Origin of the sequence: Micromonospora eburnea, from assembly GCF_900090225.1 — a bacterium.
GTDB lineage: Bacteria > Actinomycetota > Actinomycetes > Mycobacteriales > Micromonosporaceae > Micromonospora > Micromonospora eburnea.
On record NZ_FMHY01000002.1, the window covers coordinates 3,312,497 to 3,339,380 of the forward strand.

Sequence of the window (26,884 nt, forward strand, 5' to 3'; positions counted from 1 at the left end):
GCCTCGGGCCGTGGATCCGCCCCGCCCTAGCGGCGTTCGAGCTGGCGGGTAGCTGACGAGAGTGCCCTTCCGGGCCGCGATGATCGGGTTGTCGAACCTGACCCGAGCGGCTTGGGAGGGCACTCTCGGCGCAGCGACCTGACGCAGCGCCGAAGGCACCGGCGGTCGCGATAGTTTGCACAGTCATGGCCACGATCGCGGACGTTCGCCACGAACTCGCCAGCCTCGCCGACCCGCACCGGGCGGCGGGGGTGAGCCGGTTCCTGCAGATGATTCCAGGCGGGTACGGCGAGGGCGACCGGGCCATCGGCGTACCCGTGCCGGAGCAGCGCGGGGTGGCCGGCAGGTATTGGCGCGACCTCTCGCTGACCGACACGGCGATCCTGTTGACGAGCGGAGTGCACGAGGAGCGTCTCACCGCGCTGTTCATCCTGGTGCGAAAGTTCGTCAAGGGGGACGAGGAGGAACGGAGCCGGATCTTCGGCATCGTCCTGGCCAACACCAGCCGCATCAACAACTGGGACCTGGTGGACTCGTCCGCGCCGTACATCGTCGGTCCCTGGCTGATGGACAAGGACCGGAGCGTGCTGGACCGGTTGGCCGAGTCGAGCCTGGTGTGGGACCGGCGGATCGCCGTCATGGCGACCCTGGCCTTCATCAGAGCCGGCGACTTCGACTGGACCTTCCGGCTCGGCGAACGTCTCCTGCGCGATCCGCACGACCTCGTCCACAAGGCGGTGGGCTGGATGCTGCGCGAGGTGGGCAACCGTGACCGGGCGGCGGAGGAGGAGTTTCTGGCCAAGCATTACCGGGTCATGCCGCGGGTCATGCTGCGCTACGCGATCGAGAAGTTCGAACCGCAGCGACGCCGGGAGTACCTGTCCGGCCTGGTCTAGCTGATCGATGCTCGCCGGCTGGGACACGCCGTGTTCCCGGCTGAGCCGCGCGAGGAACCGGTGGTCACGGCCGGGCCGCAGCCGTCTCGTCGGCCGTCGCCGGGGCGCCATGGCGCAGCAACGGGCGCAACCGGGTGCCGTCCAGCCAGCCGAGGGCGGCACCGATCGGCCCGCGGGCGACCAGGTAGCCCAGCAGCGTCACCACGGCGCCGACCGCGAAGCCGGCCAGCACGTCCAACGGATAGTGCGCCCCGATGTAGATCCGGGCGAAGCCCATCACCGCGGCGGCGGCCACGGCCAGCAGGCCGAGCCGCCAGCTGACCAGCAGCAGGCCGGCCGCGACCGCGCCGGCCATCGTGGCGTGGTCCGACGGGAACGACGGGTCTGTGCTCCGGTCGGCCAGCACCAGGATGCCGGGCAGCGCCGTGTAGGGGCGGGGTACGTGCATGGCCGACACGATCGGCTGGTTGGCCGCCACCGCGAGCAGCATGCCCACCGGTGCCCACACCGCCGCAGGCAGTCCCGCACCACTCCGGCGGGCAAGCCACCAGCCGGCCAGCAGCAGGACGGCGAAGAGCACCACACCGTACGCCGCGTAGCCGGCCAGCGGGGCGTGCAACCATGGCGTTGCCCGAGCCAGCTCGTTGATCTCCAGGAAGAGTCGGGTGTTCATGCTGCTCCCTTCACCCGTCCGGATCAGGATGCCGACAGTAGGCAGCGGGACATGAAGGGCAGATGAAGATCATCGGCGTTGTGCTGCACTGGTGGTGGGGCGACGGGGTGGAAGGAGGCGCGGGTGCGGGTCCTGGTGGTGGAGGACGAGCGGCGGCTGGCCGACCTGCTCGCGCAGGGGTTGCGCGAAGCCGGACACCTTGTCGACATCCGGCACACCGGCACCGCGGGGCTGCTCGCCGCGGCCACCGGCCCGTACGACGCGGTCGTGCTCGACGTCATGCTGCCCGGCCTCGACGGCACACAGGTCTGCCGCACCCTGCGAGAGCACGGCAACCACGTACCCGTGCTGATGCTCACCGCCCGGGGCGATGTCCCCGACCGGGTCGCCGGCCTCGACGCCGGCGCCGACGACTACCTGACCAAGCCGTTCTCCTTCGACGAACTCCTCGCCCGGCTGCGCGCCCTGCACCGCCGCTCGGCCGGCCCACCGCCGTCCGAGGTCCGTGCCGGCGATCTGCTGCTCGATCCGGCCCGAAGGCGGGTGTTCCGCGGCGAGACGGAGATCGACCTGTCCGCGCGGGAGTTCGACATCCTCGCACTGCTGATGATCCGGGCCGGGCAGTGCCTGACCCGCTACCAGATCCTCGACGAGGTGTGGGACGGCGAGACCGACATCCGGTCCAACGTCATCGACGTCCACGTCGCCACCCTCCGCGCCAAGGTCGACAAGCCGTTCGGTCGGCATGCCATCGAAACCCTGCGCGGCGTCGGCTACCGGCTGCGCTCCGACGGTGGCTGACATGCCGCGACGTCGCCGCTGGGGCGCGCGGTGGGACCGGCTGCCGCTGCGTGTCCGACTGGTCGCCGGCTTCGCCGCCGCGATGCTGGTGGTCCTCACCGGCGCGGGCGCGTTCGTCTACCTGCGCGTTCGGTACGCCCTTGACCTGCGTCTCGACGAGGACCTGGCCACCCTGTCGGCTCAGCTGACCACCGCCGCCCGCTCCAGCACGCCACCGGCTGCCGCCGCCCGGACCGGTCCGGGGGAATACTGGCAACTCCTCGACGCCGCCAACCACGTCCTCGCGGCCAGCCCTGGGCTACCCGCCGGCTCCCTGCTCACCCCCGAACAACTCGACCGCGCTCTGCGCCAGCCGGTCCGGGCGGACCGGGGCACCGTGCTGCCCATCAGCCCCCGCCCCCTGCGCCTGTACGCGGCTCCCGTCCGGCCCGGGGCCGCCCCGGCGGCGGGCCAGCCCGCGGTCACCGTCGCCGCCGTCCGCCGCGACCAACGCGACGAGGCGTTGCGGGAACTCATCGGCCAACTCGCCCTGGCCAACCTCGCCGCCCTCGCCATCGCCTCCCTCGTCGGCTACCGCCTGGCCCGCGCGGCGCTCGCCCCGGTCGAGCGCTACCGCGGTGAAGCCGCCCGGATCGCCGCCGGCGCCACCGGCGTACGCCTCGCCGTCCCCGCCACCGGCGACGAGGTCGCCCGCCTCGGCCGCACGCTCAACGACATGCTCGCCGCCCTGGAGAGCGCGCTGGACCGGGAACGGCAGTTCATCAACGACGCCAGCCACGAACTGCGTACCCCGTTGACCTTGCTCGCCGCCGAACTGGAGCTGGCCCTGCGCCGGCCCCGCACCACCGCCGAGCTGGAACAGGCCCTGCGGGACGCCGCCGCCGACACCGCCGACCTCATCGCCCTCGCCGACGCCCTGCTCACCATCGGCACCCAACCCGAGCAGGACGACGCCACCCCCACCGTCGACCTCACCGCCCTGGTGACGACCACGGTCGACCGCTACCGGACCCGTACCGGCACCGAACCCACCGCCCTGCGCTGCCGAGCCGAGCCGGGCCTGACCGTGCGCGGAGACGCCACCCGTCTGGGGCGGGCCGTGACCAACCTGCTCGACAACGCCACCCGCTACGGCGCACCCCCGATCACCGTCGCCGGCAGTTGTGTCGACAGCCTGGTCCGGATCACCGTGCACGACGAAGGCCCGGGAATCGAGCCGGCATTCCTGCCACACGCCACCGAACGCTTCCGCCGCGGCGACGTGGCCCGCACCTCGCCCGGCACCGGCCTCGGCCTGTCGATCGTCGACGCCATCGTCCGTGCCCACCACGGGGAACTGCGGCTCTGCTCCGCCGGTGTCCACCAACGCGTCAACCCGCGCTACGACGTCCCGTGCGAGCACCCTCCGCACGGCACGACCGTGACCGTGCTCCTGCCCGCCGCACGCCGCTGAGGTCAACGCCGAGCGGCCGGGCTCATCCCGCCCAGGTTCGCGCGCCGGGACCCGGCCGGCCGTGGCGGCAACTCGTGCCTCGGGAATCCGCGCACACCGCGCTCACCACGACGGCCGTCGTGGTGAGCGCCCGCTATTCACTCGCAGAACACCTGCACCTTCGCGTCGGGCTGGTCGACGTCGACGGTCATCTCGTCGAGATGCTCGATCAGCTCCTCGATGTGCTGCGGCTTCAACTGGGTGAGGTCGATCGGCACACCCGACTTTGCCAACTCGTCGTTGGCCTGGCTGAGCGCCTGCGGTGGGATCAGGCTGGCCAGCCGTACCCCGGCCCGCAGCAGTTGCAGCGGTACTCGTACGTTGACCCTGCCGGGTCCGTTGCCGCCGAAGTTCTCCAGCGAGTCCACCACGACCCGTAGGTATTTTCGCTGAGACTTCGGCGCCGGCTCGGCGTCGGGCGACGACGAGTTCGGCTGATTCCGCTCCAGGGCGGCGATCAACTGCTCGGCCTCGTCCGTGGTGATCTTTCCGTCGGCCAGCATCTGCAGGATCTGCCTGCGCTGCTCACTCATGGTCACTCCATTCCTACCTGATGTCCACCAGTACGGCTGTGCGGCTATGCTCGATCTCGATCCGGGTGCCGCGGAGCGCGCACAGCAGCCCCCAGCCGGCGTCGAGCGCTCGGACCGGGTTGATCCGCCAGACCAGGCAGGCGACCGCCGCCACCGCCACCGCCAGCGCGAGCAGCAGCACCGGCGACAGGACCAGCAGCACCGGGAGAATCGGGATCCAGAGCCGTACCCGCCGGCCTCGCCCGTTGCGGACCCGCACGCTCACCACCTGCGGCATCATCTCGGCCCCGCCAACTCTCGCAATGCCTCCTGCGCGCTGATCTGGCCCCGCTGCAGTCGGTCGATGACGTCGGCCGGTGCCGGGGCCGGATCGATGTCGACGAAGTCGAGTCCCTGCGCGATCCGGTTGAGTCGGGACTTGATCGTCGGATAGCTCACCCCGAAGATCCGCTCCATCTCCTTGATCGAGCCGTGGCAGCGGACGAACGCGGTGACGAACACCTGGTCCTCCATGCTCAGTTGGGCGAGCTGCGGCGGCTCGAACTCACCCTCGATGGCGATGCCCCGATCGGTCAGGCGCACTCGCTCGACCACGAACGGCTGGCCGTCCGTGAGGTTGGTCAACTCCTGCCAGTCCATCCGATGCTCCGATCAGCCATCCACTATCGATAGTTAATTTGTACCTTGACTTTTTTGAACAGGCAAGACCAGCGACTTAACTTTATTCAAGTTCTCCGCATGGCTGCCGCCGCGCTGCCGCTTCGCCGCGCGGGGCGTGGGCGGCGCGGCCGCAATGATGCGAACGCGGCCGACGACGGCGGTATCCGCTCGACAGCCAGCGGGCGCAGGCGGGCCTCCGCTTCGTGCCTGGTCCTCGTACACGTTTCTCAGCGTGCCGCGGCGCTCGCCGCCATGGCCTCGGCGCTACGGCCCGCCGGGACCGCCCTCGGCGCGGCGTGTGGCTGGCGGCGTCAGGGCGGGGTGGGCTGTTCGTGGGGGTGGCGGTGTGCGCGTCTCGTGTCGCCGGCGGCGATGAGGAGCAGGACGGTGGCGGCGATGCTCGAGACCGCCAGCGGTGGGATGAGGGCCAGCGGGGCGATCAGGGCCGCGAGGGCGACGATGCCGGCGAGGCGAGACGCGGAGACCCGGGCGAAGACGACGTATTCCAGCATGGAACGGCCGATCAGGAAGACGACGGGTCCGACGAGGATGACGAAGGACCAGGCCAGGGGCGTGTGCCGGTCGGGACGCGTCTCGACCAGGTCGTGTCCGATGCTGGTGGTGATGATGCCGAGGACCATGATCAGGTGGGCGGCCCCGGCGACCCGACCGACCCGGGCGGGCCGCGAGGCGGCGAGTGCCGCCGCGCCGACCAGTTGCCCCGCGACGTGAAAGTAGAGGCGCCACAGCAGAACGGTGGTCGTGAACGCCACGGCCAGCGCGGTGATCCGGAACGGGCTGGGCGGCACCTGGGTGAAGGCGACTCCCACCGACAGCAGGGGCTCACCGAGAGAGATCATCAGCAGTTGCTGGTAGCGCTCGGCGAGGTACCGGGCAGCAACCTCCCACAGGTTCGCCAGGCTGGCACCGAGCCGGGGCACGGGCCAGCCGAGAGCGCTGGCGGCGTACTCGACGAGCATCGCCCCGCCCCACAGCGCCGTGCGCGTGTGCCCGTTCGTCACCGCGCCGATCAGCCAGGGCACGGAGGTCGCCGCATACCAGCATAAGGAGCGTAGATACACCCGGCGTACCTCGGGAACCGTGCCCAGGAGACTGATCGCCAGGGTACGACCGGCCTGCATGGCGATGTACGTGCACGCGAAGGGCACGGCACGCGCGTCGAAGGCCTGCGCCACGCTGACGCCGAAGACGAGCACCCCGAACACGCTGGCGATGACGAATGCCTGCACCAGGGGCCGGCGCGGATCGAAACGGGCGGTGAGGTACGTGGTCAGGGTCCAGACCCGCATCAGCGGAAGGAACAGCAGCAGGGTGTGCCCGAGCACCAACCAGCCCGCGGAGTCGGGCGCCCTCACCAGGACATCGAACGCCTGTGCGACCAGCCGGCTCAGGATGAACACCATGGCGAGGTCGAAGAACAGTTCCACGAAGGTGGCCTGCTCCGCCTCGCCCTCCCGAAGCAGCAGACCCCGACCTGGGGCAGGTCTGCTGCCGTTCCTCGTCACCGCACCGGTAAACCCGGAACCCGGCGGCGGAAACATCGGGAGTGGCGCTGTCACCCGCCCGTTAACCGGTGGCGTGAGCGTTGGGAGGCAGAGGATGCTTCGGACCCATGACGAGCAGCGACCTCTGGGACGAGGACACCGCGGAGCGGTACGACGACATCTCGGCCGAGATGTTCGCACCCCACGTGCTCGACCCCGCCGTGGACTTCCTCGCCCGGCTGGCGGGTTCCGGCCCCGCGCTCGAGTTCGCGATCGGCACGGGTCGGGTGGCGATCCCGCTCGCCGCCAGAGGCGTCCCCGTGACCGGGATCGAGTTGTCCCAGCCGATGGTCGACCGGCTGCGGCGCAAGGCCTCCGCAGAGCGGTTGCCGGTCGTCGTCGGTGACATGGCCACGACAACCGTTCCCGGCCAGTTCTCGCTCGTGTACGTCGTATGGAACAGCATCGGCAACCTGTGCACGCAGGACGAGCAGGTGCAGTGCTTCCGCAACGCCGCCCGGCACCTGTCGCCGGGTGGTCGCTTCGTCATCGAGCTGTGGGTGCCGGGCATCCGGCGGTTCCCGCCGGGGCAGGCGGCGGTGCCGTTCGAGGTGACCGACCGGCACGTCGGCTTCGACACCTACGACATGGTCACGCAGCGGGGAACCTCCCACCACTACTACCGGGGGCTGGACGAGGGGAGCGCACGCTACGGCTACAGCAACTTCCGCTACATCTGGCCCGCCGAGTGTGACCTCATGGCCCGGCTGGCCGGCTTGACGCTGGAGCAGCGGGTGGCGGACTGGCACGGAGCGCCCTTCACCTCCGACAGCGAGAGCCACGTGTCGGTCTGGCGCAAGCCGCTCGACGCCGCTGCTCAGGGCTGACTGACGCCACCCGGGGATCCGCCCGCCGGCCTGGCCATGGGCCGCTGTCACGGTATCGACTACGCAGCCCCTGGCTGCGGACGGGCGGCCTGCCGGACCAACCGGCGGGCCTCGCCATGGGAAACGCCGGTGGCGCGGAGCAGGTCGTTGGCGACGGTGCGCAGTTGGGCGACGACGATCGTTCCGGAGAACCCGATGTCCTGCCGGCATGCGGCGCCGGCGTGCCGGACCGCCGCCAGCACCCGCTCCCGGGCCTGCACGGGTTCTTTGGCGGCGAGGAATTCGCGGTGCAGCAGTCGGACGGCCTCGCCGAAGAGTTCCACGGCGGCTGGTAGGTCGGCTGGCACGTTCTCCCCGCTGCGTAGCGTGGTGCCGATCCGGCGGACCAGGGTTCGGCTGTTGCGAAAGGCGCGGTCCATGTGTTCGGTGCCCAGGCGGTAGGCGGCCAGCCTCCGTCGCCCCCGCCAGCGGACGGGGGAGAGGCGTACCACCTCGTGGGCGGCGTTGATCGCCTCGTCGACGCGGGCCAGTTCGGCGTTGGTTTCGCGCATCCGGTCGAGCACCTCCTCGGCGCGGCGGGCATCGCCCCTGGCGAGCGCCTCGGCGGCGGCGGTGATCTGCCGGGAGAAGAGATCGAGCGCCGGGCCCGCCACCCGGCGGACGGTGCGTAGCGGGTTGAGCGGGGCCAGCACCAGGACCACGAACATGCCCACCACGCCGCCGACCAGCGCGTTGATCGTCCGGGGCAGCTCCAGGCCCGGCGCGGTCGGGGTCAGCGTGGCGATCAGCACGGCCGTACCGCCGGCCTGGGTCATCAGCGCGCCGGTGCCGCGGACCGCAGCCGCCGCGGAGACCGCCAGGAAGACGATCGCCGCGGTCTGCCAGGGGCCGGTCCCGACCAGGAGGATGAGCAGGTCCCCGACGGTGATGCCGAGCACCACTCCGAGGACCAGTTCGATCGTCCGGCGGGCCCGGTTGCCGAGCGCCGCGGCGATCACACCGACGGCCGCGGCGGGGGCGAACGTCGGTTCCGGGTTGCCGAGCACCTCCCGGGCCACGAACCAGGACAGCGCCGCCGCGAGCCCGGCCTGCACGGCCACGATCAGATACGCCTGCAGCCGGCGCCGGATGTCGCGGCCGGTGCCGACGGCCCGGCCGCGTACCGGTCTGGCCACGGAGCGCAGGCGGTCGGACGGCATGGGCCCGGGTACCCCCGCGGCGAGGCGCCGAACCTACCCGTGCGGCGGGGCCGGGTAGGCCATGGTGCCGGTGAGCGCCACCACGCCCGGCAGCCGGGTGTCCTGGCGGAGGAACTGCGCCACCACGGGCACCGTGGAGTGCAGCAGGCAGCCGTACGGCCGGTCGAGCTGGATGGCCTCCGGGTCGATCAGGTCGTTGACCCGCACGTGTCGGATCCGCCGGGCGCCGACCGTGATCCGGTACGGTCCGACCGGATCGCAGTCCTCGTAGTAGAGGTCCAGGCTGAGCTCGGCCTCGGTGTCCGTGGCGTTGAGGACGCAGAGCTGGTCGAAGCTGGTGAAGTCGGGTTCCTGCCCGTGGCTGGGAAACGGGATGTGCCCGCCCGGGACGACCCACACGCGGGCGCCGATCTCCGGCATCACTCCTCCTCCAGCAGCCGGGCCAGGTCGGGAGCGAGGAACACGCCGTCCGGGTCGAGACGCCGCCGTACCGTCTGGAAGTCGTCCCAGCGGGGATAGAGCGGTCGCAGCTCCCGGGCGGTCAGCCAGTGCTTCTTGCCCCAGTGCGGGCGGCCGCCGTACTGCCGGAAGACCGACTCCATGTCCCGGAAGTACTCCTCGAAGGGCAGGCCGGTGTTCTGGAGGCAGGCGATGGTGATGGTCGGGCGGCCGTAGGCGTTGCTCAACCAGATGTCGTCGGCGGCGATGCTCCGTACCAGCACCCGCCAGCCGGCGACCCGGCGGTGCCGCTCCTTGACCCGGCGGCGCACCTCCGCGAAGCAGGCCGAGAACGCCGCGGTCGGGAGCATGTACTCGATCTCCTCGAAGCGCAGTTGGCGGGCCTGCGGAATGGTCCGGTGGGTGGGGCCGACCTCGATCTCCCGCGGCGCCTCCCACGGTGTCGATCCGGGCACCCGGCGTGCGGCCCAGGCCCGCTCGTCCGGCACCTCGTCGGTGCGGTTCAGGGTCCGGATCTGGGCCAGGTCGCTGCGTGGATACCAGTAGAAGTCCACGTTGCGGTTGGTGTGCTGCAGCTCGGCCAGGTGGTCCAGGGTCCAGTCGACGTGCGCGCACCACGCCCGGCGGTGCAACTCGAAGCGGGGCTGCACGTCGAGGGTGACCCGGGTGACCACGCCGAGCGCGCCGAGCGAGAGCCGCGCCGCGGGCAGCAGCTCCGCGTTCCGTTCGGCCGAGATGTCCAGCACCTCGCCGGTGCCGGTGACCAGCCGTACGCCGGCGACCTGGGTGGACAGGTTGCCGAAACCGAGCCCGGTGCCGTGGGTGCCGGTGGCGGTGGCGCCGGCGATTGACTGGTAGTCGACGTCGCCGAGGTTCTCCATGGCCAGTCCCGCGTCGTGCAGGCCCTCGCCCAGCGCCGCCAGCTTGGTGCCCGCCCAGGCCGTGGCGCGGTCCCCGTCGTCGGCGATCAAGCCGGCCATCCGGTCGAGGCTGAGCAGCATCCCGCCGGTGCGGACCAGCGGGCTCGACGAGTGGCCCGAGCCGACCGGGCGGATCGTGGTGCCGGACTCCCGTGCGCGTCGGATCAGCCGGCGCACCTCGTCCTCGTCGTCCGGCTCGGCGTGTTCCGCCGGGGTGAAGGACAGGCTCCCGGACCAGTTGACGAACCGTTTCGCCACCACGCCCCCTCTTTGCCCCGGATCCGGCTGACTACCCGCCGCCGTGCCGGGTACTCGCCGGTCCCGGGCGACGCCGGCCAGGAGGAATCGCATGCCCGCCTTCGGGTTCCACGCCTCGCACGAGCAGTTCCCACCGAGCCTCCGAGTCCTGCCGGCGCTGGCATGACCGTCCCGCCCATCGACTCGTACGCCTTCCTCTCCGACACGCACACGACCGCGCTGGTCGGTCCGGACGGCGCGGTCGAGTGGTTCTGCGTGCCGCACGCCGAGGGCGACGCGGTGTGTGCGCGCCTGCTCGACCGGCGTGTGGGTGGTTCCTTCGCGCTCTCCGTCGCCGGCTGCCCGGAGCCGGTACGCCGCTACCTGCCCGACACGCTGGTGGTGGAGAGCCGGTACCCGGCGGCCACCGGCACGGCCGTCGGGCAGGACTTCCTCGCGATCCGGCCCGGCGCCCCGGACCGGCCGATCCACGCCGAGAAGCTGCTGGTCCGGCGGGTGACGGCCGAGCGCGGCACGGTACGGCTGGCGATCCGGCTGCGACCGCGACCCGGCTACGGTGCGGCCGCCGCCGAGTGGGCGGCCGCCGATGGCCGGTGGCAGGCGCGGGGCGTCCCGCTCGACGTGCGGGCCACCCTGCCCCTCGCCGCCGACGGCGGCAGCCTGTGCGGCGAGATCGAGCTGCCCGAGGGGGCGACGGCCACCGTGTTGATCGGCTACGGCGAGCGGTCCGGCCCGGCCGCGCCGCAGGAGCTGCTCGACCGGACCTGCCGCACCTGGCGGGACTGGTCGGCGCGCAGCGACTACGCCGGCTTCGGCGCCGACGTGGTGCGGCACAGCGCGCTGGTGCTGCGCGGCCTGTCCTTCGACGAGACCGGCGCGCTGCTCGCCGCGCCGACCACCTCGCTGCCCGAGGAGATCGGCGGGGTACGCAACTGGGACTACCGGTTCACCTGGCACCGTGACGCCGCGCTGCTGCTGCTCGCGCTGTTCCGGCTCGGTCACGCCGAGGAGGGGCGGCGCTACCTCCGCTTCCTGCTCGACGTCTGCTCCGGACCGGGGGACACCCTGGCGCCGCTGGTCGGCATCAGGGGCGTGACGACCGACGAGCAGGCGCTGCCGCACCTGTCCGGGTACGCCGGCTCAACGCCCGTGCGGATCGGCAACGGGGCCGTCGGGCAGGTGCAGTTCGACACGTACGGGCACGTCCTCGACGCCGCGTTGGCGTACCAGCAGCTCACCGGCGAGCTGACCGCCGAGCAGTGGCGGCTGCTGCGCCGCCACGTCGACGTCATGGCGCAGCGGTGGCGGGAGCCGGACCACGGCATCTGGGAGATCCGGGGGCCGCGCCGGCACTACGTCAACTCCAAGGTGATGACCTGGGTCTGCCTCGACCGGGGCATCCGCCTCGCGGACCTCGCCGGCGACCACGACGCGCCGGTACGGCGGTGGCGGGCGGAACGCGACGCGCTGCACGCCGAGGTCTGTGACCGCGGCTACGACCGTGAGCTGGGCAGCTTCGTCATGGCGTACGGGTCGCGCGAGGTGGACGCCGGGCTGCTGCGCATCCCGGTGGTCGGCTTCCTGCCCGGCGACGACCCCCGGGTGGCCGGCACGGTCGACCGGATCCGCGAGCGCCTCACCATCGGGCCCGTCCTGCTCCGCCGGTACGCGGTGGGCGACGGGCTGCCGGGTGAGGAGGGCGCCTTCCTGCTCTGCTGCTTCGAGCTGGTCTCGGCGCTGGTGCTCGCCGGCCGGCGGGACGACGCCCGTGGGGTCTTCGACCAGCTCTGCGGCTACGCCGGCCCGCTCGGCCTCTACGCCGAGCAACTCGCCGCCGACGGCACGGCGCTCGGCAACTACCCGCAGGCGTTCACCCACCTCGCGCTGATCGAGGCGGCCCTCAACCTCGACGGCGCGGCCGACCGGGACGCCCTGCACAGCTGGGCCGAGCGACACCCGATCCGGCCCGAACCGAGACGCGGCCCGTAGGAACCGTACCGGCCGGCCGCGATTCCCTCGGCCTCGCTGCTCACCGATCGCCGACGCGCCGGGCTCCTGCTGCCCCACCATCCCGGACTTCCATGATGATCTGGTCCGTGATCGGTCCGGCGGGGGCCGGGATTGACTCTCTCTCTGGGGGAGGGTCGAGGCTGTTGGAGGCATGGGTGACGGGGTTGATGCCGATCGGAGTGTTCGCGCGAGCGACCCGGTTGTCCGTTCGAGTGCTGCGTAACTACGACCGGCTGGGTCTGCTCGTCCCGGCGTGGGTCGATCCGGGTACCGGCTACCGCCGGTACGGCGTCGATCAGTTCGCCCGGGCGGGGCTGATCCGGCGGCTACGAGAGTTGGAGGTGCCGTTGCCCGAGATCGCCGAGATCCTGGCGGCCGACACCCCGCAGCAGGCACGCCTCGTCATCGAGCGGCACCGGGAACGCGTGGCCGTGCGGGCGGCCCGGCTAAACGAGATCGCCGGGCGGTTGGGGGCCGTGCTGGCCGAGCCGGAGCGCGTGCCGGGCTGGCTGCACGTGTACGAACGATGGCGCCCCGCCCAGCCCACCGCCCGCATGCTGGTGCGTACCCCGCTGAGCGGGCTGGCCGAGGCGCTGGGGCCCGGGTTCACGCGGCTGTTTGCCGGCCTCGCCGAGCAGGGGATCGCCCCGGCCGGCCCGGTCGGGACCCGCTACCTCGGCGACGACCTCGACGCGGCGGAGTTGACGGTGGAGCTGTTCGTGCCGGTGGGGCGCCCGCCCCGGCCGACCGCGACGATCGCGGCCGGGGAACTGACGGGCTGTCTGCTCGCCGCGACCGTCCACGAGGGCGGCTACGACGACATCGAGACCGCGTACCGGTCGCTGGGGCGCTGGATCGCCGAGCAGGACCGGGTGCTGGCGGGCCCGGCCGAGGAGTGCTACCTCGTCCCGCCCGCGCCCGGCGTGCCCACGGCGGCGCTCCGTACGGAGGTCGCCTGGCCGGTCCGAGCCCCGTCCAACCCGACCCGACCAGCAGATCAGGACACCGAATGATCATCGACAATGTGGCGTTCCCCGCCGGCCAGCACTGCGAGACCACCGCACTCGGCGCGCTGTTGCGCCACGAGGGTCTCGACCTGTCCGAGCCCATGCTGTTCGGCCTCGGCGAAGGTCTGGGCTTCGTCTACTGGGACGCCAAGAGTATGGATTTTCCGTTCCTCGGCGGCCGATCCAAGCCGACCATGATCACCCGGACCGTGGCCGACCGGCTGGGTCTGACGCTGCACATCCAGGAGACCGCCTCGCCCCGGAAGGCCTGGCAGAACGTTGTTGCCGCCCTCACCGCCGGACGCCCGGTCGGCCTGCAACTCGACTCCTACCACCTGGACTACTTCACCACGAAGGTCCACTTCGGGGCCCATTTCGTGGCGATGCGCGGCTACGACGACACCCACGCCTACCTGATCGACACCGCCCAGCAGGGCGGCGCCGTGACGACCACGCGGACGAGCCTGGAACGGGCCCGCGACGAACGCGGGCCGATGACCGCCCGCAACCTTTCGTACACCATCGCCGGCCCCGCCGGTCGTCCCGATCTGGGCGACGCCATTCGGGCGGCCGTGCGCGGCAACGCACACACCTTCCTCAACCCACCCATCGCCAACCTCGGCCACCGCGGCATCGCCAAGGCGGCCCGACAGGTGGCGCGCTGGCTCGACCGCTCTAGTGACCCGTCCCGCGACCTCCCCCGGGCGGCGGCGCTGATGGAAGGCGGCGGGACCGGCGGCGCCCTGTTCCGCAACATGTACCGCGACTTCCTCGCCGAATCCGCGGCGATCGTCGACGACGATAACCTCCGCCTCGGTCAGCGGCTCTACGCCGAGATCGCCCCGTTGTGGAGCGAGGTCTCCCAGCACCTCACGGCCGCCGGAGAAACCGGCGAACCAGAGCACCTGAACCGCGCCGCGGCGATCTTCACCGAACTCGCGGGCCGGGAACAGCACGCCATGCGGATCCTGGCCGCCGTACCCGCCGACTGACCCACCATCGATTTCTCTACCCGCCCTGCGACCTTGACAAGTCTCTATAGACTCCGGCCTTGGATTGTGGCGTCCTGGGGGGAGTTGCAAAACGGTGAGGTTGGCCGCGGGCGTCGTGCTGCTGGCCTGTCTGGTCGCGTGCCAGCCAACTCCTGGCCGTACGACCTCCGACGGGTCGGACCCGATCATCACGACCAAGTCTTCACCGACATCGATCGCGCTACCGGCCGAGACCTTCGACCTGGCCTGGCGTCAGCTCGACCATCACCTCAGCCAGGATGGGCGATTCGAAGCCAGGCATGTCGATGAATGGGTGGTGGTCACCCGGGACGGCGGGGAGTTCGGCCGGTTCGGCACCGCTGCTGAGAGGGTCCTCGGCATGGACTTCTCGCCGGACGGGCATTACCTCGCCGTCGCGCATCCCGACACGGTGATCATCTATGACCTGCGGACCAAGCAGCCGAAGGCGCTGTTCACCCCGCCCGTGGAGAGCATCCGTTTCTCGGCGGACAGCGCCTACCTAATCGGCCGAGAGGATTACCAGAAGGTCCGTAACGGTCGCTTCGTTGTGATCGACATGGCGACGGGGACGTGGGTGACCTCACCGGTGCCGCCGGAGATCGAGGTGTCCAACGATCCAGGTGCCTATTGGTACTCGGGATCGTTCGCCGTTTTCGACCACGGCAGACAGGTCGTGGCCGCGGGCAGCGACGGATTCCTGCACTGGGCGGTGGAGAGTCAGAAGTTCACCTGGGTGCCGTGCGGCTGCGGAGCGGACACGGGCGCGGTGAACCGCGCCGGAAGCCTGGTGGCCCTGGTGATTCCCGACAACAGGCTGTCGCTGTGGAACGTGGCCGGCCGACGTGAGCAGCGGGTCTGGACGCTGCCGGAGCGACCGCCGCTGAACGGGGACTATCAACTGCGGTATTTCGGTGTGGAGCCGCACTTCACGGAGGACGGGAAATGGCTGCTTCTCGACGGCGGCGAGGGCGGGCAGGTCTGGTCGATACCCGACGGGGTCAGAGTGACGATGCTGCCACGCGGCAAGAGGTGAGGCCGACGCGGCGCGCGTTGCGGTCCATCCACAAGGGATGGTGGTTCGTGGTCGGCGGGGTGGTCACGGCGGTCATCGGAGCCGCGGCGAGCATCTATGTGCCGAAGTGGCTCGACCCGCCGGACGAGCGGCCGATCGCGATCAACGTGGTGAGCAACCCGGCCACCGTGCCGGCCTGGGGGAACGACGTCTTCTCGTTCGTCATGCCGGCCGGTGCCCGTCCAGCCACACCCCCTCCGATCGACTGCGCCTCGGTGGTGGACTGGGCGCACGCCAACGGCGGGGTGGACCAGGATGCCACCCGGGTACGCCTGGTGGTGCAGGGCGTATCCGACAAGGGTGTGCTCATCGAGGGAATGCGAGCGCGGACCATCAGGCATTCGGCGAGGCCCGCCCCGGGCGGCATCTCACTGACCTGTGGCGGTGGGCAGGGCACCGTCACGCCACGGCAGGTCGCCATGGACCTGGACAAAGACCACCCGTCAGCCGAGTACGCCGTCAAGGTGGACGGCCGGCTGCCGCTGTTCGGTGTCACCCTCCAACGAGGAGAAACCGAGGTCTTCGAGCTGACCGCCACCACGAAAGGCACGGTGGAGTGGGTCATCGAGCTCAACCTGGTCGTCGGCGGCGAGCCGCAGAGCGTCGAGGTGACCAACCATGGCCGCGCCTTCCGGACGACCGGCTTCATCGGCCCGCGCGGTTATCGGGTCGAGGCCGGGACGGAGCACTGGGTGGAGTGCGCCGGAACTCCACCGGCCTGCGGCACCACGCCGGTATCGCCGGTCGAACTGCGCTACTCCTGACCCGCCGATGGCGGCCACCGCCAGTGCGGAACGGTGGCCGCCGCCGGGCGTCACAGGTTGGCGCAGTACCCGATGCTGACGGTGCTGGCACCCGGTGCCAGGGTCCGGTTCCAGTCCACGCCCCTGATCCGGTAGCTGCCGTCGGCCAGCCGTTCCCGCTGGAAGTTCCACGCGTCGTAGATGTCGCCCTCGAGATCGACGACAGCGGTCCATGCGACGGGCTTGGCGCTGGTGTTGGTGGCGGTGATGGTCGAGCAGTAGCCGCCGCCGCTGTCGGAGTTCCACCGGGCGATCGTGGTCAGGGTGACCTCCACGTTGGAACCGGCCACCAACCGGCCGACGCCCCACCGGGCGGTGCTCTGGTAGCCCACACCCTCCTGCTCGGCCCAGTTGCGGATCCCGGTACGAGCGCCGTTCGACGCGTCGTTGACCTGGAAGTCCAGGCCGTGGAACGTGTCGAGGCCGCCGTATTCGAGCAGGCTGATCGCCGCCTCGACGGTGTAGCCCGTCGCGGTACGCACGGCTGCGCTGTCCAGGCGGCCCGCCTGGAACGCCTCGTCGCCGGTGCCGAACGACACGACGTTGTCGGCGTTGATCCGGATCTGGGTGTCGTCGTAGCGGTAGGCGCCGTTCTTGGCGTTGCCGGCGTCGACGTAGATCTCGACCGAGTCCTGGGTCCACGGGTCGGAACCGGAGACGTCCACCGTCGGGTCGGTGACCTCGGCCAGCACGTAGAGCGTCTGGCCCCGCCAGAGGGTACGCACCTTCGCGGTCGCGCCGTCGGTGCCGGAGACCTTCTTGGCCGTGGTCACCGAGCCCGCGTGGGCCCAGACGGCGTCCACCGTGCCGTCGATGACCGGCGCGGTGGCGGTCTCGCGCACCTCCAGGTACGACAGCTCCTCCACCAGGGTGAGGGTGCCGACCGCTCCCGGGGTGTTCCAGCCGGACGTGGTGCCGTTGTCGCGGACCCGCACGTCCAGGGTGAGCGTGTCGCCCCGGGCGGCGCCGGTCAGCGGCAGGCGGGCGACCAGATCGTAGCCGCCGTCCCGCTTGGCCACGACGGCCGGCACGTCACCGCTGCCGTCGCGGGAGACCTGGTACGTCTTGCCGCCCAGGACGAAGCTGACCCGGTCGTCGCCGGAAACCGTGGTGTCGTTGACCGTGACGTACGCCGTCAGGTGATCCGGTGCCCAGCGCAGCTGGAACCGCGCCGCGTTCTCCACCGGGTGCAGCGGCAGCTTGCGCCAGGTCAGATCCTTCGGGGCGCCGGCGGTGAGGGCCACGTCACCGGCGAAGACGTTGGCGGTACGCAGCCGGGCGGACAGCTCGCCGTCCACCGCCCCGTGGTAGGCGGGCTTGGCCCGCAGGTTGTCGTCGAACAGCAATGGGGCGCCGCTGCTGTTCCGCCACGATCGGCCGTCGGTGAGACCCCAGACGGTGACGGACAGCAGGTCCTTAGTGTGCGCCCGGAAGATCCGGAAAGCGTCCCGGTAGTAGTAGCCCTGCTCGATCAGGTTCGCCTGGGTGACCGGGGTGCCCGTGGTGACGTCGAACTCGGTGACGGCCTGGGTCACCGGCAGGTCCTTGAACGCCGCCAGCGCGGCCTCCAGGCTGCTGACCGGCGTGGCCAGCGAGACGTGGAACTGGTGGCCCACCCCGTCGATCGGCACGCCGCGCGCGAGCAGCCGCTGCACGAGCGCCCGGTAGCGGGCCTGCTTGCCGCTCTGCTCGGTGTTGTAGTCGTTGATGAACAGGGCGACCGGGTGGGTCTTCCCGGCGGCGGCGTAGGTGTCGTTGAACGCCTCGTTCGCGTACTGGAACGTCAGGTCGATGAAACTTTCGCCGAGGATCCGGTACCACTCGCTGCGGCGCAGGCCGTCGGCGTACTCACCGCTGTCGCTGACCACCTCGTTGACCGCGTCGAACGCGTACAGCGGGTTGGTGGCGGAGCCGAACGGACCGTACCGCTGGCTCAGCGACCTGGCGATGTTGAAGACGTGGGTGCGCAGCCGCTCGCGCAGCAGCTGCTGGTCGGCCGTCGACGTGGTCAGTGGCTGCCCGGCGGCGTCCTGGAAGAACCAGGCCGGGGTCTGGCTGTGCCAGACCAGCACGTGGCCGTAGACGTGCAGGTCGTTGTCCCGGGCGAAGTCCATCAGGGCCAGCGCCTGCTCGTGCGGGCGGAAGTTGCGCTCGCTGTCGTACCAGGCCTCGGGCTTCATGTGGTTCTCTGGCGTGATCTGGTTGAAGTGCCGGGTCAGCAATTGGGCGGCCCCGCCGACCGTCTCCCGGCTGTCGATCGCCACGCCGACCGGGAAGTCGGTGGTCTGGTGGATGCCGGTGAGGTCCTCGATGACCGGTGGCTCCGGCACCCGTACGACGATGTCGTCGACGAGGAAGTCGCTGGTGTTGCCGGCCACGTCCGCACCCTGCCAGCGGGTCTCGAAGTAGAGGAACGCGCTGTCCGCGGCCGGCATGGTGAAGCGGGCGCTCACCTGCGTCCACCCGGTGTTGGTGACCGTCTCGAACTGGGCGAGGGTGCTGAACGACTGGCTGTCGCCGGTCGTGCTGGCCAGGCTGAGCCAGACCTGGTCGGTCGGCTGGCCCTCGGCGAACCGTAGCCAGGCGTCGAACTCGTAGGTCACGCCCGCCGTCAACAGGCTGGTCACGTCGCGGCCGAGGCCGGCGCCCTGGTTGACCCGGTTGGTGACCAGCGCCGCGGACGCACCCCCGTGCGCGACGTCGGTGAGCGTGACCTTCGGAGCACCCGGACCGCCGTCGCGCGGGCCCCAGCCGTCCAGCCCGTTCTCGAAGTCGGTGTCGATGGCCCTGGTGCCCGGCTCCGGCCCGCCGCTGCCGTCGGGCGCGGTGATCAGGATGTCGTCGAGGAGGAACGGGGTGCTGCCGTCCGCCTCGACGTAGAGGGTGGCGCTGCTGAGCCCCGCGGGCAGCGTGTAGTCGCCGCCGATCCGTACCCAGCCGGCCGCGGTGGCGGGTGCGCTGCCGCCGATCCAGGTGTAGGTGTTGGCGCCGCCGTCGGCCGGGGTCGCCTCGACGGTGAAGTGCACGCCGGCGGTGCCCTCGGTGCCCGCCGGCAGCTTCGCCCAGGCGCTGACCGTGTACTGCGTACCGGGGTTGAACACCGCGGTCGCGCTCGTCGCCGGGCCCTGCCAGTTGGCGGTGCGGCCGGTGACCGACAGGCTGTGGTCGCTCTCGTGGCCCTCGTCGGCGATGGCGAGGGTAACGGCGCCGCGCTGCCCCCACGGGGCGTACGAGCCGGACTCGAAGTCGTTGGAGAGGACGGTCTGCGCGGCGGCGGCCGGGGCGGGTGCGGCGGTGATGGCCGCGATGAGCGCGGTCGAACAGAGTACGGCGAGGGTCTGCGATCGGCGTCGTGATCGGTGGGACAGGTTCCAGAGGCGCATCGGTGGTCCCTTTACGCGAATTGGATGGCGGTGGGGTGTGCCTGGCACCGGCTTTCCCTCGGCGGATCCAAGCGCGTGCATGCTATGACGGGCCCACTGCCGGGGCCAGAACTTCCGGAAGTTCTCGGAAAAGCGGCGAGACAGCAACGGCCGCAAGGATGGACGGATCGTGACGTTACGGGGGTTGACATTCCCCTATCGGCTGGGTCGGGATTTTCTTCTGCTCGTGACGGGACACGCGACGATCAGCAGAAGGTAGGACCAGACGACAGCCATGGGACCGGTTCCGGCCTTGACCTCGGCCGTATCCGCGACCGGCGAAGCGGCGAAGGCGGCGAAAGCCGCGCCGAAAAGCAGCGCCGCCAGCAGGTTGCACCAGCGGGGCGTCCAGCCGCGCCTGCGTACGCCGACCGCGGTGGCTGTGGCCGCGACGGCGAACGCTGCCTGTAGGAACGCCAACCCGTGGTGATAGGCGGACGCCCAGCCGCCGAGGTCGTACCGGTGGACGCTGAACCAGCCGGCGGCGTCGCGGTAGTGCACCGGTAGCCGTCCGTCGCCGACCTCGATCCACGGCAGTACGAAGAAGCCGAAGGCCATCAGGCCCGCGGCTCCGCCGACGACCAGCAGCCGCCACGCCACATCGGTGGTAGCTCGCCGGCCACCCTCCTCGACCATGCTGGTGGATGGCCGCGCAGGCGCGGGATCACGTCGGGTCGGCACAGCATCTCCGGACGCCGTCACCGGGGCAGGCGGCAGCGGCACCCGCTCCGCCTCGTCGGGGCCGGTCGACACGCCCGACGACGGTGACGCGGCGGCGGCCGGCGGGTCCGGTGCCGCGGGCAACGGGTCCACAACTGGCCGTTGCCATCCGTCCAACGCCTGCGGCGTCCACTGGGTACCGTCGAACCACCGGAGCGGAAAGCGGCCCGTCGGGTCCGGATACCAGCCCTGCCGCACGTCTGTATCCTCCCCGAGCGAAGCCAGTGGACGCCGCAGGGCGCTGGCTCGGCTCGTTCGGGGCCTGGCCACTGCCGACGCCGGCCGCCCTGAGTACAACGTACACGCGCGACCGGTCGACGGTCGCCCTCGGCGGGCGGCCGTCGACCAGTCGCGCCAGCGCCGGACGGGACGAGGGGGGACTCGGGACCCTGGTCCCGTCCGGCGAGGGGTGCGGCCAACTGTCGCCCTGGTGGGGCGACACAGATCCGTCGGGGCGGGGTCAGGCGAAGTAGCGCAGCCAGACGTAGGCCCAGGCCACGATTGTGGTGACGACGGTGGTGATGATGCCGTACCTGGTGAACTGCCAGAAGCCGATGGGCTGGCCGGCGCGGGCGGCCACCCCGAGCACCACCACGTTGGCGCTCGCCGCCACCGCGGTGCCGTTGCCCCCGAAGTCGGCGCCGAGGGCAAAGGCCCACCACAGCGGCTGCATGACCGCGGGGTCGACGCTTTCGGCCACGATGTCCTCGACGATCGGCGCGGTGGTGGCGACGTACGGGATGTTGTCCAGGAACGCCCCGAAGACGGCCGAACCGAACAGCAGCGAGGACGCGGCGGCGAAGTAGTCATCGCCGACGGCGCCCACCGCCCAGTGGCCGACGGCGCTGATCACCCCGGTCTCGACCAGCCCCCCGACCATGATGAACAGGCCCATGAAGAACACCAGCGTGGACCATTCCACCTCGGGCAGGAACTGCTCCGGGGTGGCGCGGGTGACCAGCACCATCGCCCCGGCGCCGAGCAGAGCCACGATGGCCGGTTCGAGGTGCAGGACGGCGTGCAGCGAGAAGGCGGTGATGACCAGGCCCAGGACAGCCAGGCAGCGCACCAGCAGCCGAACGTCGGTGATGGCCTTGCGCTCGTCGAGGGCCATCACCTCCGCGACCCGCTCCGGGTGGTACTCGAAGGAGCGACGGAACAGCCACCGGCACATCACCACGAACACGACGAACGCCACCGTGACCACCGGCGCCATGTGCACCAGGAAATCGTTGAAGGTGAGGCCGGCTCGGCTGGCGATGATGATGTTCGGCGGGTCGCCGATCAGCGTGGCGGCCCCGCCGATGTTCGACGCGAGCGCCTCCGCGATCAGGTAGGGGACGGCGGAGACACCCAACTTGTCGCAGACCAGCAGGGTCACCGGGGCCACGAGCATGATGGTGGTGACGTTGTCCAGGAACGGCGACGCCACCGCCGTGATGAGCATGAGCATCACCATCAGCCGGTACGGCCGGCCCTGGGACTTCTTCGCCGCCCAGATCGCCAGGAACTCGAACAGGCCGGTCCGCTTGACGATCCCGACGATGATCATCATGCCGAGCAGCAGGAAGATGACGTTCCAGTCGATGCCGGCGTGTTCGGAGAAGAAGACGTCGTTGCCGGGGACCAGGCGTAGCAGCGCCATCAGCCCGGCGGCGGTCAGCACCACCGCGACCCGGTGGATCTTCTCGGTGGCGATGAAGAAGAACGCCACCGCGAAGATGGCGATGGCGGCGGCGGCGCTCATGGCCGACCCCCTGGCGGGCCGTCGGCCATCGTGCGGCAGGTCGCGTGCGGGTGGGGATTCGGTGTCCAGGTATGCGCTGATGGCGGTACGGGCAGCAGGACCCGTACCGCGAATGGGCGGTACAAAACAGCCTCCGAGAAGCAGTGACGCGCCGCCGACCAGCGGGCGGCGGTGAACGGGTGACGTTGAGCGTTTAGTGCGTCACGGAGGCGGGCGGACCCCGGCACCCGAGGATGACCGGGGTGCGCGAGGGCACCGCGGCGGCCCCCGCGTCGGAAAGGACGACGTGGTGGCCGATCGGGTCGAGGTGGACTCGGGGCGGCAACACCGCGTGGGGCCCGCCGTCGCCGCCGCCGTCACCGGTGTCGCCGTACGGCGGGTCGCAGGTGCCCGACTGCGTCCAAGCAGCGGCGCCCGCGGAGAAGGTGACGCCGGTGGCGGTGGCACCCAGCGCGGAACGCGGCTTCACCTGGAACGCGTCGCCCGGCCTCAGCTCCGGCGCGGCGCTCATCCCGATCAGCAGCATCCCGACGCCGGCGACCACGGCCAGCACGATCGCCAGGGGCCACGCCGCGAACCGGTGACGGTCGACCTCGTGGCGGACCCTCATCGCGGCACCTCCCAACGGTCGCAGCACGGGCTCGGGTAACGGCTTGGGCACGAAAGTCTACCGAGTGGGCCAACCGTCCTTTGAGATCCGCTGCTCGGGCGCGGGCGATGAGGCTGGGCGCGGGCCCGGCGGAGCATCCGAGCCGGCCGGCGACTGTAGGGTTGACGCCCACTCGGCGCGAGGGCGGGGCGGGACATGCGGGTGGCGACGGCAAGCGCGGCGGCACGGGTCGGCCGCACGAACGAGGACTTCACCGGTGCCGTGCCGACGGCGGCGGTATTGATCGACGGCGCCGGCATCCCCGGCGCCGAATCGGTCTGCCGGCACGGCGTGGCCTGGTACGCCTCCCGCCTGGGCGGCAACCTTCTCGGTCTCCTGTCGCTCGGGCGGGATCGAGGCCTTCCGGCGCTGCTCGCCGAGGCCATCGAGCAGGTGACCGACGGTCACCGGGACACCTGCGACGTCACCGACCCCATCAGCCCGTCGGCGACCGTGGCGATCCTGCGCCTCTCCGACGGCCTCATCGAGTATCTGGTGCTCGGGGACTCGGTCCTCGTGCTCGACAGCGCGGCCGGCGCGCCGCACGTCGTCTCCGATCCCCGGGAGGTGATCATCAGCCGGGCGTACGAGTCAGCGCTCGACGCGATCCCGGCGGGCAGCGACGAGTACCACCGCCTCCTCCGGGAACTGCGCGCCAACCGGAACCGGCCGGGTGGCTTCTGGGTGGCCAAGGACGACCCGCGGGCGGCGGACGAGGCGATCACCGGAATCCGCCCCGTCTCCGAGCTGACCGGTGCCGTCCTGCTCAGCAACGGAGCCAGCCGCCTCGTGGACCGGTTCCGGCTCACCGACTGGCCCGGGGTCATGGCCGTGCTGGCGTCGAGCGGACCCGCCGAGATCATCCGCCGTGTCCGGCAGGCGGAGGCGCGCGACGCGGTGGCCGCGGACGACGCGACGATCGCGTACTGCACCGACCTCGATGGGGGCTGAGCGTCGGCAGCGGAGCCGGTCCGTCGTACGCCTCGCCGCCGACCCTCCGCTCTTCTCCGCCCGACCTGGCTCAGGAGACGCAGAACTCGTTGCCCTCCGGATCGGTGAGCACGGACCACTCACCCCCGGGTTCCTTGACGTGACGGACCAGCGTCGCGCCGTGCGCCCGCAGCCGGGCCACCGTCGCATCCCGCTGGCCTCGATCGGCATGGACGTCGACATGGAGCCGGTTCTTTCCCGCCTTCGGCTCCGGAACGCGGTTGAACAGCAGTCGCCTGCCCAGGCCCGTACCGCTGACCGGGTCGAACGGGTCGTCAGGATGCCGGACCGCCGCGGCGTCCCGCCAGAACAACCGGCCCTGGAACTCGACACACAGGCTCTGCTCGACCGTCCCGGCGGCGAGCAGACGCTCGATCAGCGTGCTGTTGTCCTCGATCTGGTAGCCCAACGCCTCCGCCCAGAACGCGGCCTGGCGGTGCGGGTCGCCCGCGTCGACAACCAGTTTCCAACCGAGTGCCATGAAACCTCTTTCCTCAGGATGCGTACTGTTCGTATCCCGCCCGGCGCGCGGCGCTGGTCGGTCATGGCTCCAGTCTCCCGCGTATAGCGGACAGGATCGTTCCGCGATCTCTGGAACGATGGGTGCGTGACCGTCGAGACGACGACCGAGCGGGTGCTGCGGCTGCTGGCGCTGCTGCAGCGCCGGCCGTCCTGGACCGCCACCGAACTCGCCGCGGAGCTGGGGGTCACCGACCGTTCGGTCCGTCGCGACGTGGAGCGGCTGCGCGCGCTCGGCTACCCCGTGCACGCGACGGCGGGCGTCGGCGGCGGCTACCGGCTCGGCGCGGGCACCCGGCTGCCGCCGCTGCTCCTCGACGACGAGGAGGCGATCGCGACAGCCGTTTCCCTGCGGCTGGCGGCGGGAGGCACGGTCGCCGGGGCGGGCGAGGCGGCGCTGCGGGCGCTGACGAAGCTCGACCAGGTGATGCCGTCCCGGCTGCGCGCCGAGGTGCGGGCGGTGCACGGCGCCACCGAGACCCTGGTCGGCCCCGGGGTCGAGATCGACGCGGAACTGCTGGTCACGCTCGCGCGGGCCTGTCGCGACGCCGTCCGCGTACGGTTCCGGTACGCCGGCCGCGACGGCGGGGAACGCGAGCGCACGGTCGAGCCGGTACGGATGGTCACCACCGGCCGCCGCTGGTACCTGATGGCCCGGGACGTCGACCGCGACGACTGGCGCACCTTCCGGCTGGACCGGATGCGCGAGGTGGCGGCGACGACCTGGCACTTCCGGCCGATGCCGCATCCGGATCCGGTCGCCTACGTGCGGCGGTCCGTGACCGAGGCGCCGTACCGGTATCTCGCGCGGGTGCGGCTGCGCGCCCGGCCAGACCAGGTTCGGGAGTTGGTGCCGCCGCAGGTGGGGCACGTCGAGGACGATCGCGACGGGTGGTGCGTGCTCGTCGTCGGCGGGGAGAACCTGGAGTGGCTCGCCGCGCACGTGGCCCGGCTCGGCTTCGACGCGGAAGTGCTGGAGCCTCCGGAGCTGCGGGAGGCCGCCGCCCGGCTCGCCCGTCGCCTGGCGGCGATGGCCGGGACCGGCTGACCAACCCGGCCGGTCCGCCCGGCACCGCGCCCGGCAGGTCGGGTACGCCGTGTCAGCGCCGCCCGCCCGCGACTCACCGGCACCCCTTGCCAGGAATCGACGAAATTCACTACATTGGCCGACGGGCGCCGCCGTACGGCGGCTGCACGTCGCGCCCGAGCCGGGCATTTCCCGTACGCATCGTCGCGTCGGCACGCGAGGTCTTCGCAACTCCGTACCGCCGGTCACCGGCCGGCGGTCCGCCGAGAGGACCCCGATGAGGATTTCCCGCGCCCGTCTCACCCCGCTCGTCGCGGCCGTGGCCACTCTGGTCGCCGCCGCCGTCGTCACCCCACTGGCCGCCGGATCGGCCACCGCCGCTCAGGGATGCCGGATCGACTACCTGGCGAACGAGTGGTCCGGCGGCTTCACCGCCACGGTCCGCGTCGCCCCCGGCGACACCCCGGTCAACGGCTGGACGGTCACCTGGACCTACCCCGGTGACCAGCGGATCACCAGCGGCTGGAACGCCGAGGTCAGTCAGTCCGGCAAGACCGTCACCGCCCGCAACGCGGCCTGGAACGGCAGCGTGCCGGCCGGCGGCACCACCGAGTTCGGCGTCCAGGGCACGGCCAGCGCGACCGGCCAGGCCCCGAGCGGTTTCACGCTCAACGGCGTACCGTGCAACGGCGCTCCGGTCCCGACCACCGCCCCGCCGACGAACAGTCCGCCACCGACGACCTCGCCGAGCCCCACCGTCCCGCCGTCGACCATGCCGCCCTCGCCCACCCTGACCCCTCCGCCGTCCGGCTGCGCCGGCGCGGTGCTCTGCGACGGCTTCGAGAACCAGACCGGGTCCGCACCGACGGGTGACTGGAGCGTGGCCCAGCCGGACTGCTCCGGGGCCGGTGCCGCCGTCGTGGACACCACCACGGTCCACGCCGGTACCCGGGCGATCCGGATCAACGGCGCGGGAGGTTACTGCAACCACGTCTTCGTCCGGTCCAACCGTGACCTCAGTTCCCTCAGCACGCTGCGCTACGGGCGGGTCTGGGTGCGGCACACCACCGCGCTCCCGGCCGACCACGTGACCCTGCTCGCCATGACCGACGCCGCGGACGGCAACCGGGACCTCCGGATGGGGGGCCAGAACGGCGCTCTGCAGTGGAACCGGGCCTCCGATGACGCCACCCTGCCCGAGCAGAGCCCGGCCGGGGTGGCGCTGAGCGTGCCGCTGCCCACCGGGCGCTGGTCGTGTGTGGAGTTCATGGTCGACGGCAACACCGGGCAACTGCGTACCTGGTTGGACGGGGTCGCGGTCGCCGGCCTCACCGCGGACGGCGTGCCGACCCACGACATCGACGGGCAGTGGTACAACCGCACCTGGCGGCCCCGGCTCACCGACTTCAAGCTCGGCTGGGAGAGCTACGGCGGGGCGGCGGACACCCTCTGGTTCGACGACGTGGCGCTCGGCGCCAACCGGATCGGCTGCTGACCGGCCCGGGCCGGGCGATCCGCGTTCGGGTCGCCCGGCCCGCAACCGATCATCAAGCGTTCACCGGGCATTGTGGCCCGGTTCCCGTCCGGGGCCTGTACGGCGCAACGGATCACCGCCAGACTGG

25 protein-coding genes and 1 pseudogene are annotated in these 26,884 nt (G+C 71.4%); 12 read left to right on the top strand and 14 right to left on the bottom strand.

What is annotated here, in order from left to right; translation table 11 throughout:
- Nucleotides 1-185: 185 nt before the first annotated feature.
- Nucleotides 186-896, top strand: a complete 711-nt coding sequence (locus tag GA0070604_RS14870; protein ID WP_091118486.1) for a DNA alkylation repair protein — start codon at nt 186-188, stop codon at nt 894-896.
- A 64-nt stretch (nt 897-960) separates the two neighbouring features.
- Here the strand turns inward: GA0070604_RS14870 and GA0070604_RS14875 are convergent, their stop codons facing one another.
- On the bottom strand, nt 961-1,569 hold the full coding sequence (locus GA0070604_RS14875) for a phosphatase PAP2 family protein (protein ID WP_091118487.1): 609 nt from the start codon (nt 1,567-1,569) through the stop codon (nt 961-963).
- A gap of 123 nt (nt 1,570-1,692) precedes the next feature.
- On the opposite strand from GA0070604_RS14875, the gene GA0070604_RS14880 reads away from it, so the two are divergent.
- Both GA0070604_RS14880 and GA0070604_RS14885 read left to right on the top strand, forming a co-directional pair.
- Nucleotides 1,693-2,370, top strand: a complete 678-nt coding sequence (locus GA0070604_RS14880; protein WP_091118488.1) for a response regulator transcription factor — start codon at nt 1,693-1,695, stop codon at nt 2,368-2,370.
- 1 nt (nt 2,371) lies between these two features.
- Entirely contained in the window at nt 2,372-3,823 is a 1,452-nt protein-coding gene (locus GA0070604_RS14885) for a sensor histidine kinase (protein WP_167363474.1), read from the top strand.
- 137 nt (nt 3,824-3,960) lie between these two features.
- On the opposite strand, the gene GA0070604_RS14890 is transcribed toward GA0070604_RS14885, so the two are convergent.
- The 4 genes from GA0070604_RS14890 to GA0070604_RS14905 form a co-directional block, all read right to left on the bottom strand.
- On the bottom strand, nt 3,961-4,395 hold the full coding sequence (locus GA0070604_RS14890) for an SHOCT-like domain-containing protein (RefSeq protein WP_091118490.1): 435 nt from the start codon (nt 4,393-4,395) through the stop codon (nt 3,961-3,963).
- A gap of 13 nt (nt 4,396-4,408) precedes the next feature.
- A complete protein-coding gene (locus GA0070604_RS14895; RefSeq protein WP_244162201.1) occupies nt 4,409-4,672 on the bottom strand; it encodes a hypothetical protein in 264 nt (87 codons plus the stop codon).
- Nucleotides 4,672-5,034, bottom strand: a complete 363-nt coding sequence (locus GA0070604_RS14900) for a DUF2089 domain-containing protein (protein ID WP_091118492.1) — start codon at nt 5,032-5,034, stop codon at nt 4,672-4,674. Before GA0070604_RS14900 ends, GA0070604_RS14895 begins: the two co-directional genes overlap by 1 nt.
- 332 nt (nt 5,035-5,366) lie before the next feature.
- Nucleotides 5,367-6,581: a low temperature requirement protein A gene (locus tag GA0070604_RS14905; protein ID WP_167363475.1), complete on the bottom strand. Its 1,215-nt coding sequence runs from the start codon at nt 6,579-6,581 to the stop codon at nt 5,367-5,369.
- A 107-nt stretch (nt 6,582-6,688) separates the two neighbouring features.
- Between GA0070604_RS14905 and GA0070604_RS14910 the strand changes: the two genes are divergently transcribed.
- Nucleotides 6,689-7,447 carry a class I SAM-dependent DNA methyltransferase gene (locus GA0070604_RS14910; RefSeq protein WP_091118494.1) on the top strand — a complete coding sequence of 253 codons (759 nt, stop codon included), beginning with the start codon at nt 6,689-6,691 and terminating at the stop codon, nt 7,445-7,447.
- Between the two features lie 59 nt (nt 7,448-7,506).
- Here GA0070604_RS14910 and GA0070604_RS14915 read toward each other — a convergent pair whose 3' ends face one another.
- Genes GA0070604_RS14915 through GA0070604_RS14925 form a run of 3 tightly spaced genes read right to left on the bottom strand, consistent with a single transcriptional unit; the run spans nt 7,507 to nt 10,286 of the window.
- Nucleotides 7,507-8,646 (bottom strand): FUSC family protein, encoded by a 1,140-nt coding sequence (locus tag GA0070604_RS14915; RefSeq protein WP_091118495.1) that lies wholly within the window; start codon nt 8,644-8,646, stop codon nt 7,507-7,509.
- Between the two features lie 33 nt (nt 8,647-8,679).
- Nucleotides 8,680-9,066 (bottom strand): sensory rhodopsin transducer, encoded by a 387-nt coding sequence (locus tag GA0070604_RS14920; protein ID WP_208602062.1) that lies wholly within the window; start codon nt 9,064-9,066, stop codon nt 8,680-8,682.
- Entirely contained in the window at nt 9,066-10,286 is a 1,221-nt protein-coding gene (locus GA0070604_RS14925) for a D-arabinono-1,4-lactone oxidase (protein ID WP_244161907.1), read from the bottom strand. Before GA0070604_RS14925 ends, GA0070604_RS14920 begins: the two co-directional genes overlap by 1 nt.
- A gap of 159 nt (nt 10,287-10,445) precedes the next feature.
- Here GA0070604_RS14925 and GA0070604_RS14930 point away from each other — a divergent pair, with 159 nt between their 5' ends.
- The 5 genes from GA0070604_RS14930 to GA0070604_RS14950 all read left to right on the top strand — a co-directional run bounded on the left by GA0070604_RS14930 (nt 10,446) and on the right by GA0070604_RS14950 (nt 16,149).
- Nucleotides 10,446-12,272 carry a glycoside hydrolase family 15 protein gene (locus GA0070604_RS14930; RefSeq protein WP_091118497.1) on the top strand — a complete coding sequence of 609 codons (1,827 nt, stop codon included), beginning with the start codon at nt 10,446-10,448 and terminating at the stop codon, nt 12,270-12,272.
- 176 nt (nt 12,273-12,448) lie between these two features.
- Nucleotides 12,449-13,306, top strand: a complete 858-nt coding sequence (locus GA0070604_RS14935) for a MerR family transcriptional regulator (protein WP_091118498.1) — start codon at nt 12,449-12,451, stop codon at nt 13,304-13,306.
- Nucleotides 13,303-14,292 (top strand): BtrH N-terminal domain-containing protein, encoded by a 990-nt coding sequence (locus GA0070604_RS14940; protein WP_091118499.1) that lies wholly within the window; start codon nt 13,303-13,305, stop codon nt 14,290-14,292. The genes GA0070604_RS14935 and GA0070604_RS14940 overlap by 4 nt, the downstream gene beginning before the upstream one ends.
- 94 nt (nt 14,293-14,386) lie before the next feature.
- Nucleotides 14,387-15,346, top strand: a complete 960-nt coding sequence (locus GA0070604_RS14945; protein ID WP_141721303.1) for a WD40 repeat domain-containing protein — start codon at nt 14,387-14,389, stop codon at nt 15,344-15,346.
- On the top strand, nt 15,343-16,149 hold the full coding sequence (locus GA0070604_RS14950) for a hypothetical protein (protein ID WP_091118501.1): 807 nt from the start codon (nt 15,343-15,345) through the stop codon (nt 16,147-16,149). The genes GA0070604_RS14945 and GA0070604_RS14950 overlap by 4 nt, the downstream gene beginning before the upstream one ends.
- 50 nt (nt 16,150-16,199) lie before the next feature.
- Here the strand turns inward: GA0070604_RS14950 and GA0070604_RS14955 are convergent, their stop codons facing one another.
- The 5 genes and pseudogenes from GA0070604_RS14955 to GA0070604_RS14970 all read right to left on the bottom strand — a co-directional run bounded on the left by GA0070604_RS14955 (nt 16,200) and on the right by GA0070604_RS14970 (nt 22,687).
- Nucleotides 16,200-19,571, bottom strand: coding sequence for an endo-1,4-beta-xylanase (locus GA0070604_RS14955; RefSeq protein WP_167363476.1), 3,372 nt, complete (start codon nt 19,569-19,571; stop codon nt 16,200-16,202).
- Nucleotides 19,572-19,766: 195 nt separating this feature from the next.
- Nucleotides 19,767-20,363, bottom strand: a complete 597-nt coding sequence (locus GA0070604_RS32450) for a hypothetical protein (RefSeq protein WP_244161908.1) — start codon at nt 20,361-20,363, stop codon at nt 19,767-19,769.
- A gap of 93 nt (nt 20,364-20,456) precedes the next feature.
- A pseudogene (locus GA0070604_RS34335) lies at nt 20,457-20,600 on the bottom strand (DUF2510 domain-containing protein); the annotation flags it as partial.
- Nucleotides 20,601-20,790: 190 nt separating this feature from the next.
- Nucleotides 20,791-22,077 carry an ArsB/NhaD family transporter gene (locus GA0070604_RS14965; RefSeq protein WP_091118504.1) on the bottom strand — a complete coding sequence of 429 codons (1,287 nt, stop codon included), beginning with the start codon at nt 22,075-22,077 and terminating at the stop codon, nt 20,791-20,793.
- A 193-nt stretch (nt 22,078-22,270) separates the two neighbouring features.
- Complete coding sequence (locus GA0070604_RS14970) at nt 22,271-22,687, bottom strand: hypothetical protein (protein WP_091118505.1); 417 nt, start codon at nt 22,685-22,687, stop codon at nt 22,271-22,273.
- 195 nt (nt 22,688-22,882) lie between these two features.
- Here GA0070604_RS14970 and GA0070604_RS14975 point away from each other — a divergent pair, with 195 nt between their 5' ends.
- Nucleotides 22,883-23,677, top strand: a complete 795-nt coding sequence (locus tag GA0070604_RS14975) for a protein phosphatase 2C domain-containing protein (protein ID WP_091118506.1) — start codon at nt 22,883-22,885, stop codon at nt 23,675-23,677.
- 70 nt (nt 23,678-23,747) lie between these two features.
- On the opposite strand, the gene GA0070604_RS14980 is transcribed toward GA0070604_RS14975, so the two are convergent.
- Entirely contained in the window at nt 23,748-24,197 is a 450-nt protein-coding gene (locus GA0070604_RS14980) for a VOC family protein (protein WP_091118507.1), read from the bottom strand.
- 126 nt (nt 24,198-24,323) lie between these two features.
- On the opposite strand from GA0070604_RS14980, the gene GA0070604_RS14985 reads away from it, so the two are divergent.
- A complete protein-coding gene (locus GA0070604_RS14985; RefSeq protein ID WP_091118508.1) occupies nt 24,324-25,283 on the top strand; it encodes a helix-turn-helix transcriptional regulator in 960 nt (319 codons plus the stop codon).
- Nucleotides 25,284-25,539: 256 nt separating this feature from the next.
- On the top strand, nt 25,540-26,757 hold the full coding sequence (locus tag GA0070604_RS14990) for a cellulose-binding domain-containing protein (RefSeq protein ID WP_091118509.1): 1,218 nt from the start codon (nt 25,540-25,542) through the stop codon (nt 26,755-26,757).
- The last annotated feature ends 127 nt before the right edge of the window (nt 26,758-26,884 follow it).

Coding starts and splice junctions, on each gene's coding strand:
- GA0070604_RS14920 (WP_208602062.1), bottom strand. CDS start 9,066: ATGCCGGAGATCGGCGCCCGCGTGTGGGTCGTCCCGGGCGGGCACATC.
- GA0070604_RS14965 (WP_091118504.1), bottom strand. CDS start 22,077: ATGAGCGCCGCCGCCGCCATCGCCATCTTCGCGGTGGCGTTCTTCTTC.
- GA0070604_RS14975 (WP_091118506.1), top strand. CDS start 22,883: ATGCGGGTGGCGACGGCAAGCGCGGCGGCACGGGTCGGCCGCACGAAC.
- GA0070604_RS14980 (WP_091118507.1), bottom strand. CDS start 24,197: ATGGCACTCGGTTGGAAACTGGTTGTCGACGCGGGCGACCCGCACCGC.
- GA0070604_RS14910 (WP_091118494.1), top strand. CDS start 6,689: ATGACGAGCAGCGACCTCTGGGACGAGGACACCGCGGAGCGGTACGAC.
- GA0070604_RS14970 (WP_091118505.1), bottom strand. CDS start 22,687: ATGAGGGTCCGCCACGAGGTCGACCGTCACCGGTTCGCGGCGTGGCCC.
- GA0070604_RS14885 (WP_167363474.1), top strand. CDS start 2,372: ATGCCGCGACGTCGCCGCTGGGGCGCGCGGTGGGACCGGCTGCCGCTG.
- GA0070604_RS14900 (WP_091118492.1), bottom strand. CDS start 5,034: ATGGACTGGCAGGAGTTGACCAACCTCACGGACGGCCAGCCGTTCGTG.
- GA0070604_RS14930 (WP_091118497.1), top strand. CDS start 10,446: ATGACCGTCCCGCCCATCGACTCGTACGCCTTCCTCTCCGACACGCAC.
- GA0070604_RS14915 (WP_091118495.1), bottom strand. CDS start 8,646: ATGCCGTCCGACCGCCTGCGCTCCGTGGCCAGACCGGTACGCGGCCGG.
- GA0070604_RS14955 (WP_167363476.1), bottom strand. CDS start 19,571: ATGCGCCTCTGGAACCTGTCCCACCGATCACGACGCCGATCGCAGACC.
- GA0070604_RS14875 (WP_091118487.1), bottom strand. CDS start 1,569: ATGAACACCCGACTCTTCCTGGAGATCAACGAGCTGGCTCGGGCAACG.
- GA0070604_RS14870 (WP_091118486.1), top strand. CDS start 186: ATGGCCACGATCGCGGACGTTCGCCACGAACTCGCCAGCCTCGCCGAC.
- GA0070604_RS14895 (WP_244162201.1), bottom strand. CDS start 4,672: ATGCCGCAGGTGGTGAGCGTGCGGGTCCGCAACGGGCGAGGCCGGCGG.
- GA0070604_RS14990 (WP_091118509.1), top strand. CDS start 25,540: ATGAGGATTTCCCGCGCCCGTCTCACCCCGCTCGTCGCGGCCGTGGCC.
- GA0070604_RS14890 (WP_091118490.1), bottom strand. CDS start 4,395: ATGAGTGAGCAGCGCAGGCAGATCCTGCAGATGCTGGCCGACGGAAAG.
- GA0070604_RS14940 (WP_091118499.1), top strand. CDS start 13,303: ATGATCATCGACAATGTGGCGTTCCCCGCCGGCCAGCACTGCGAGACC.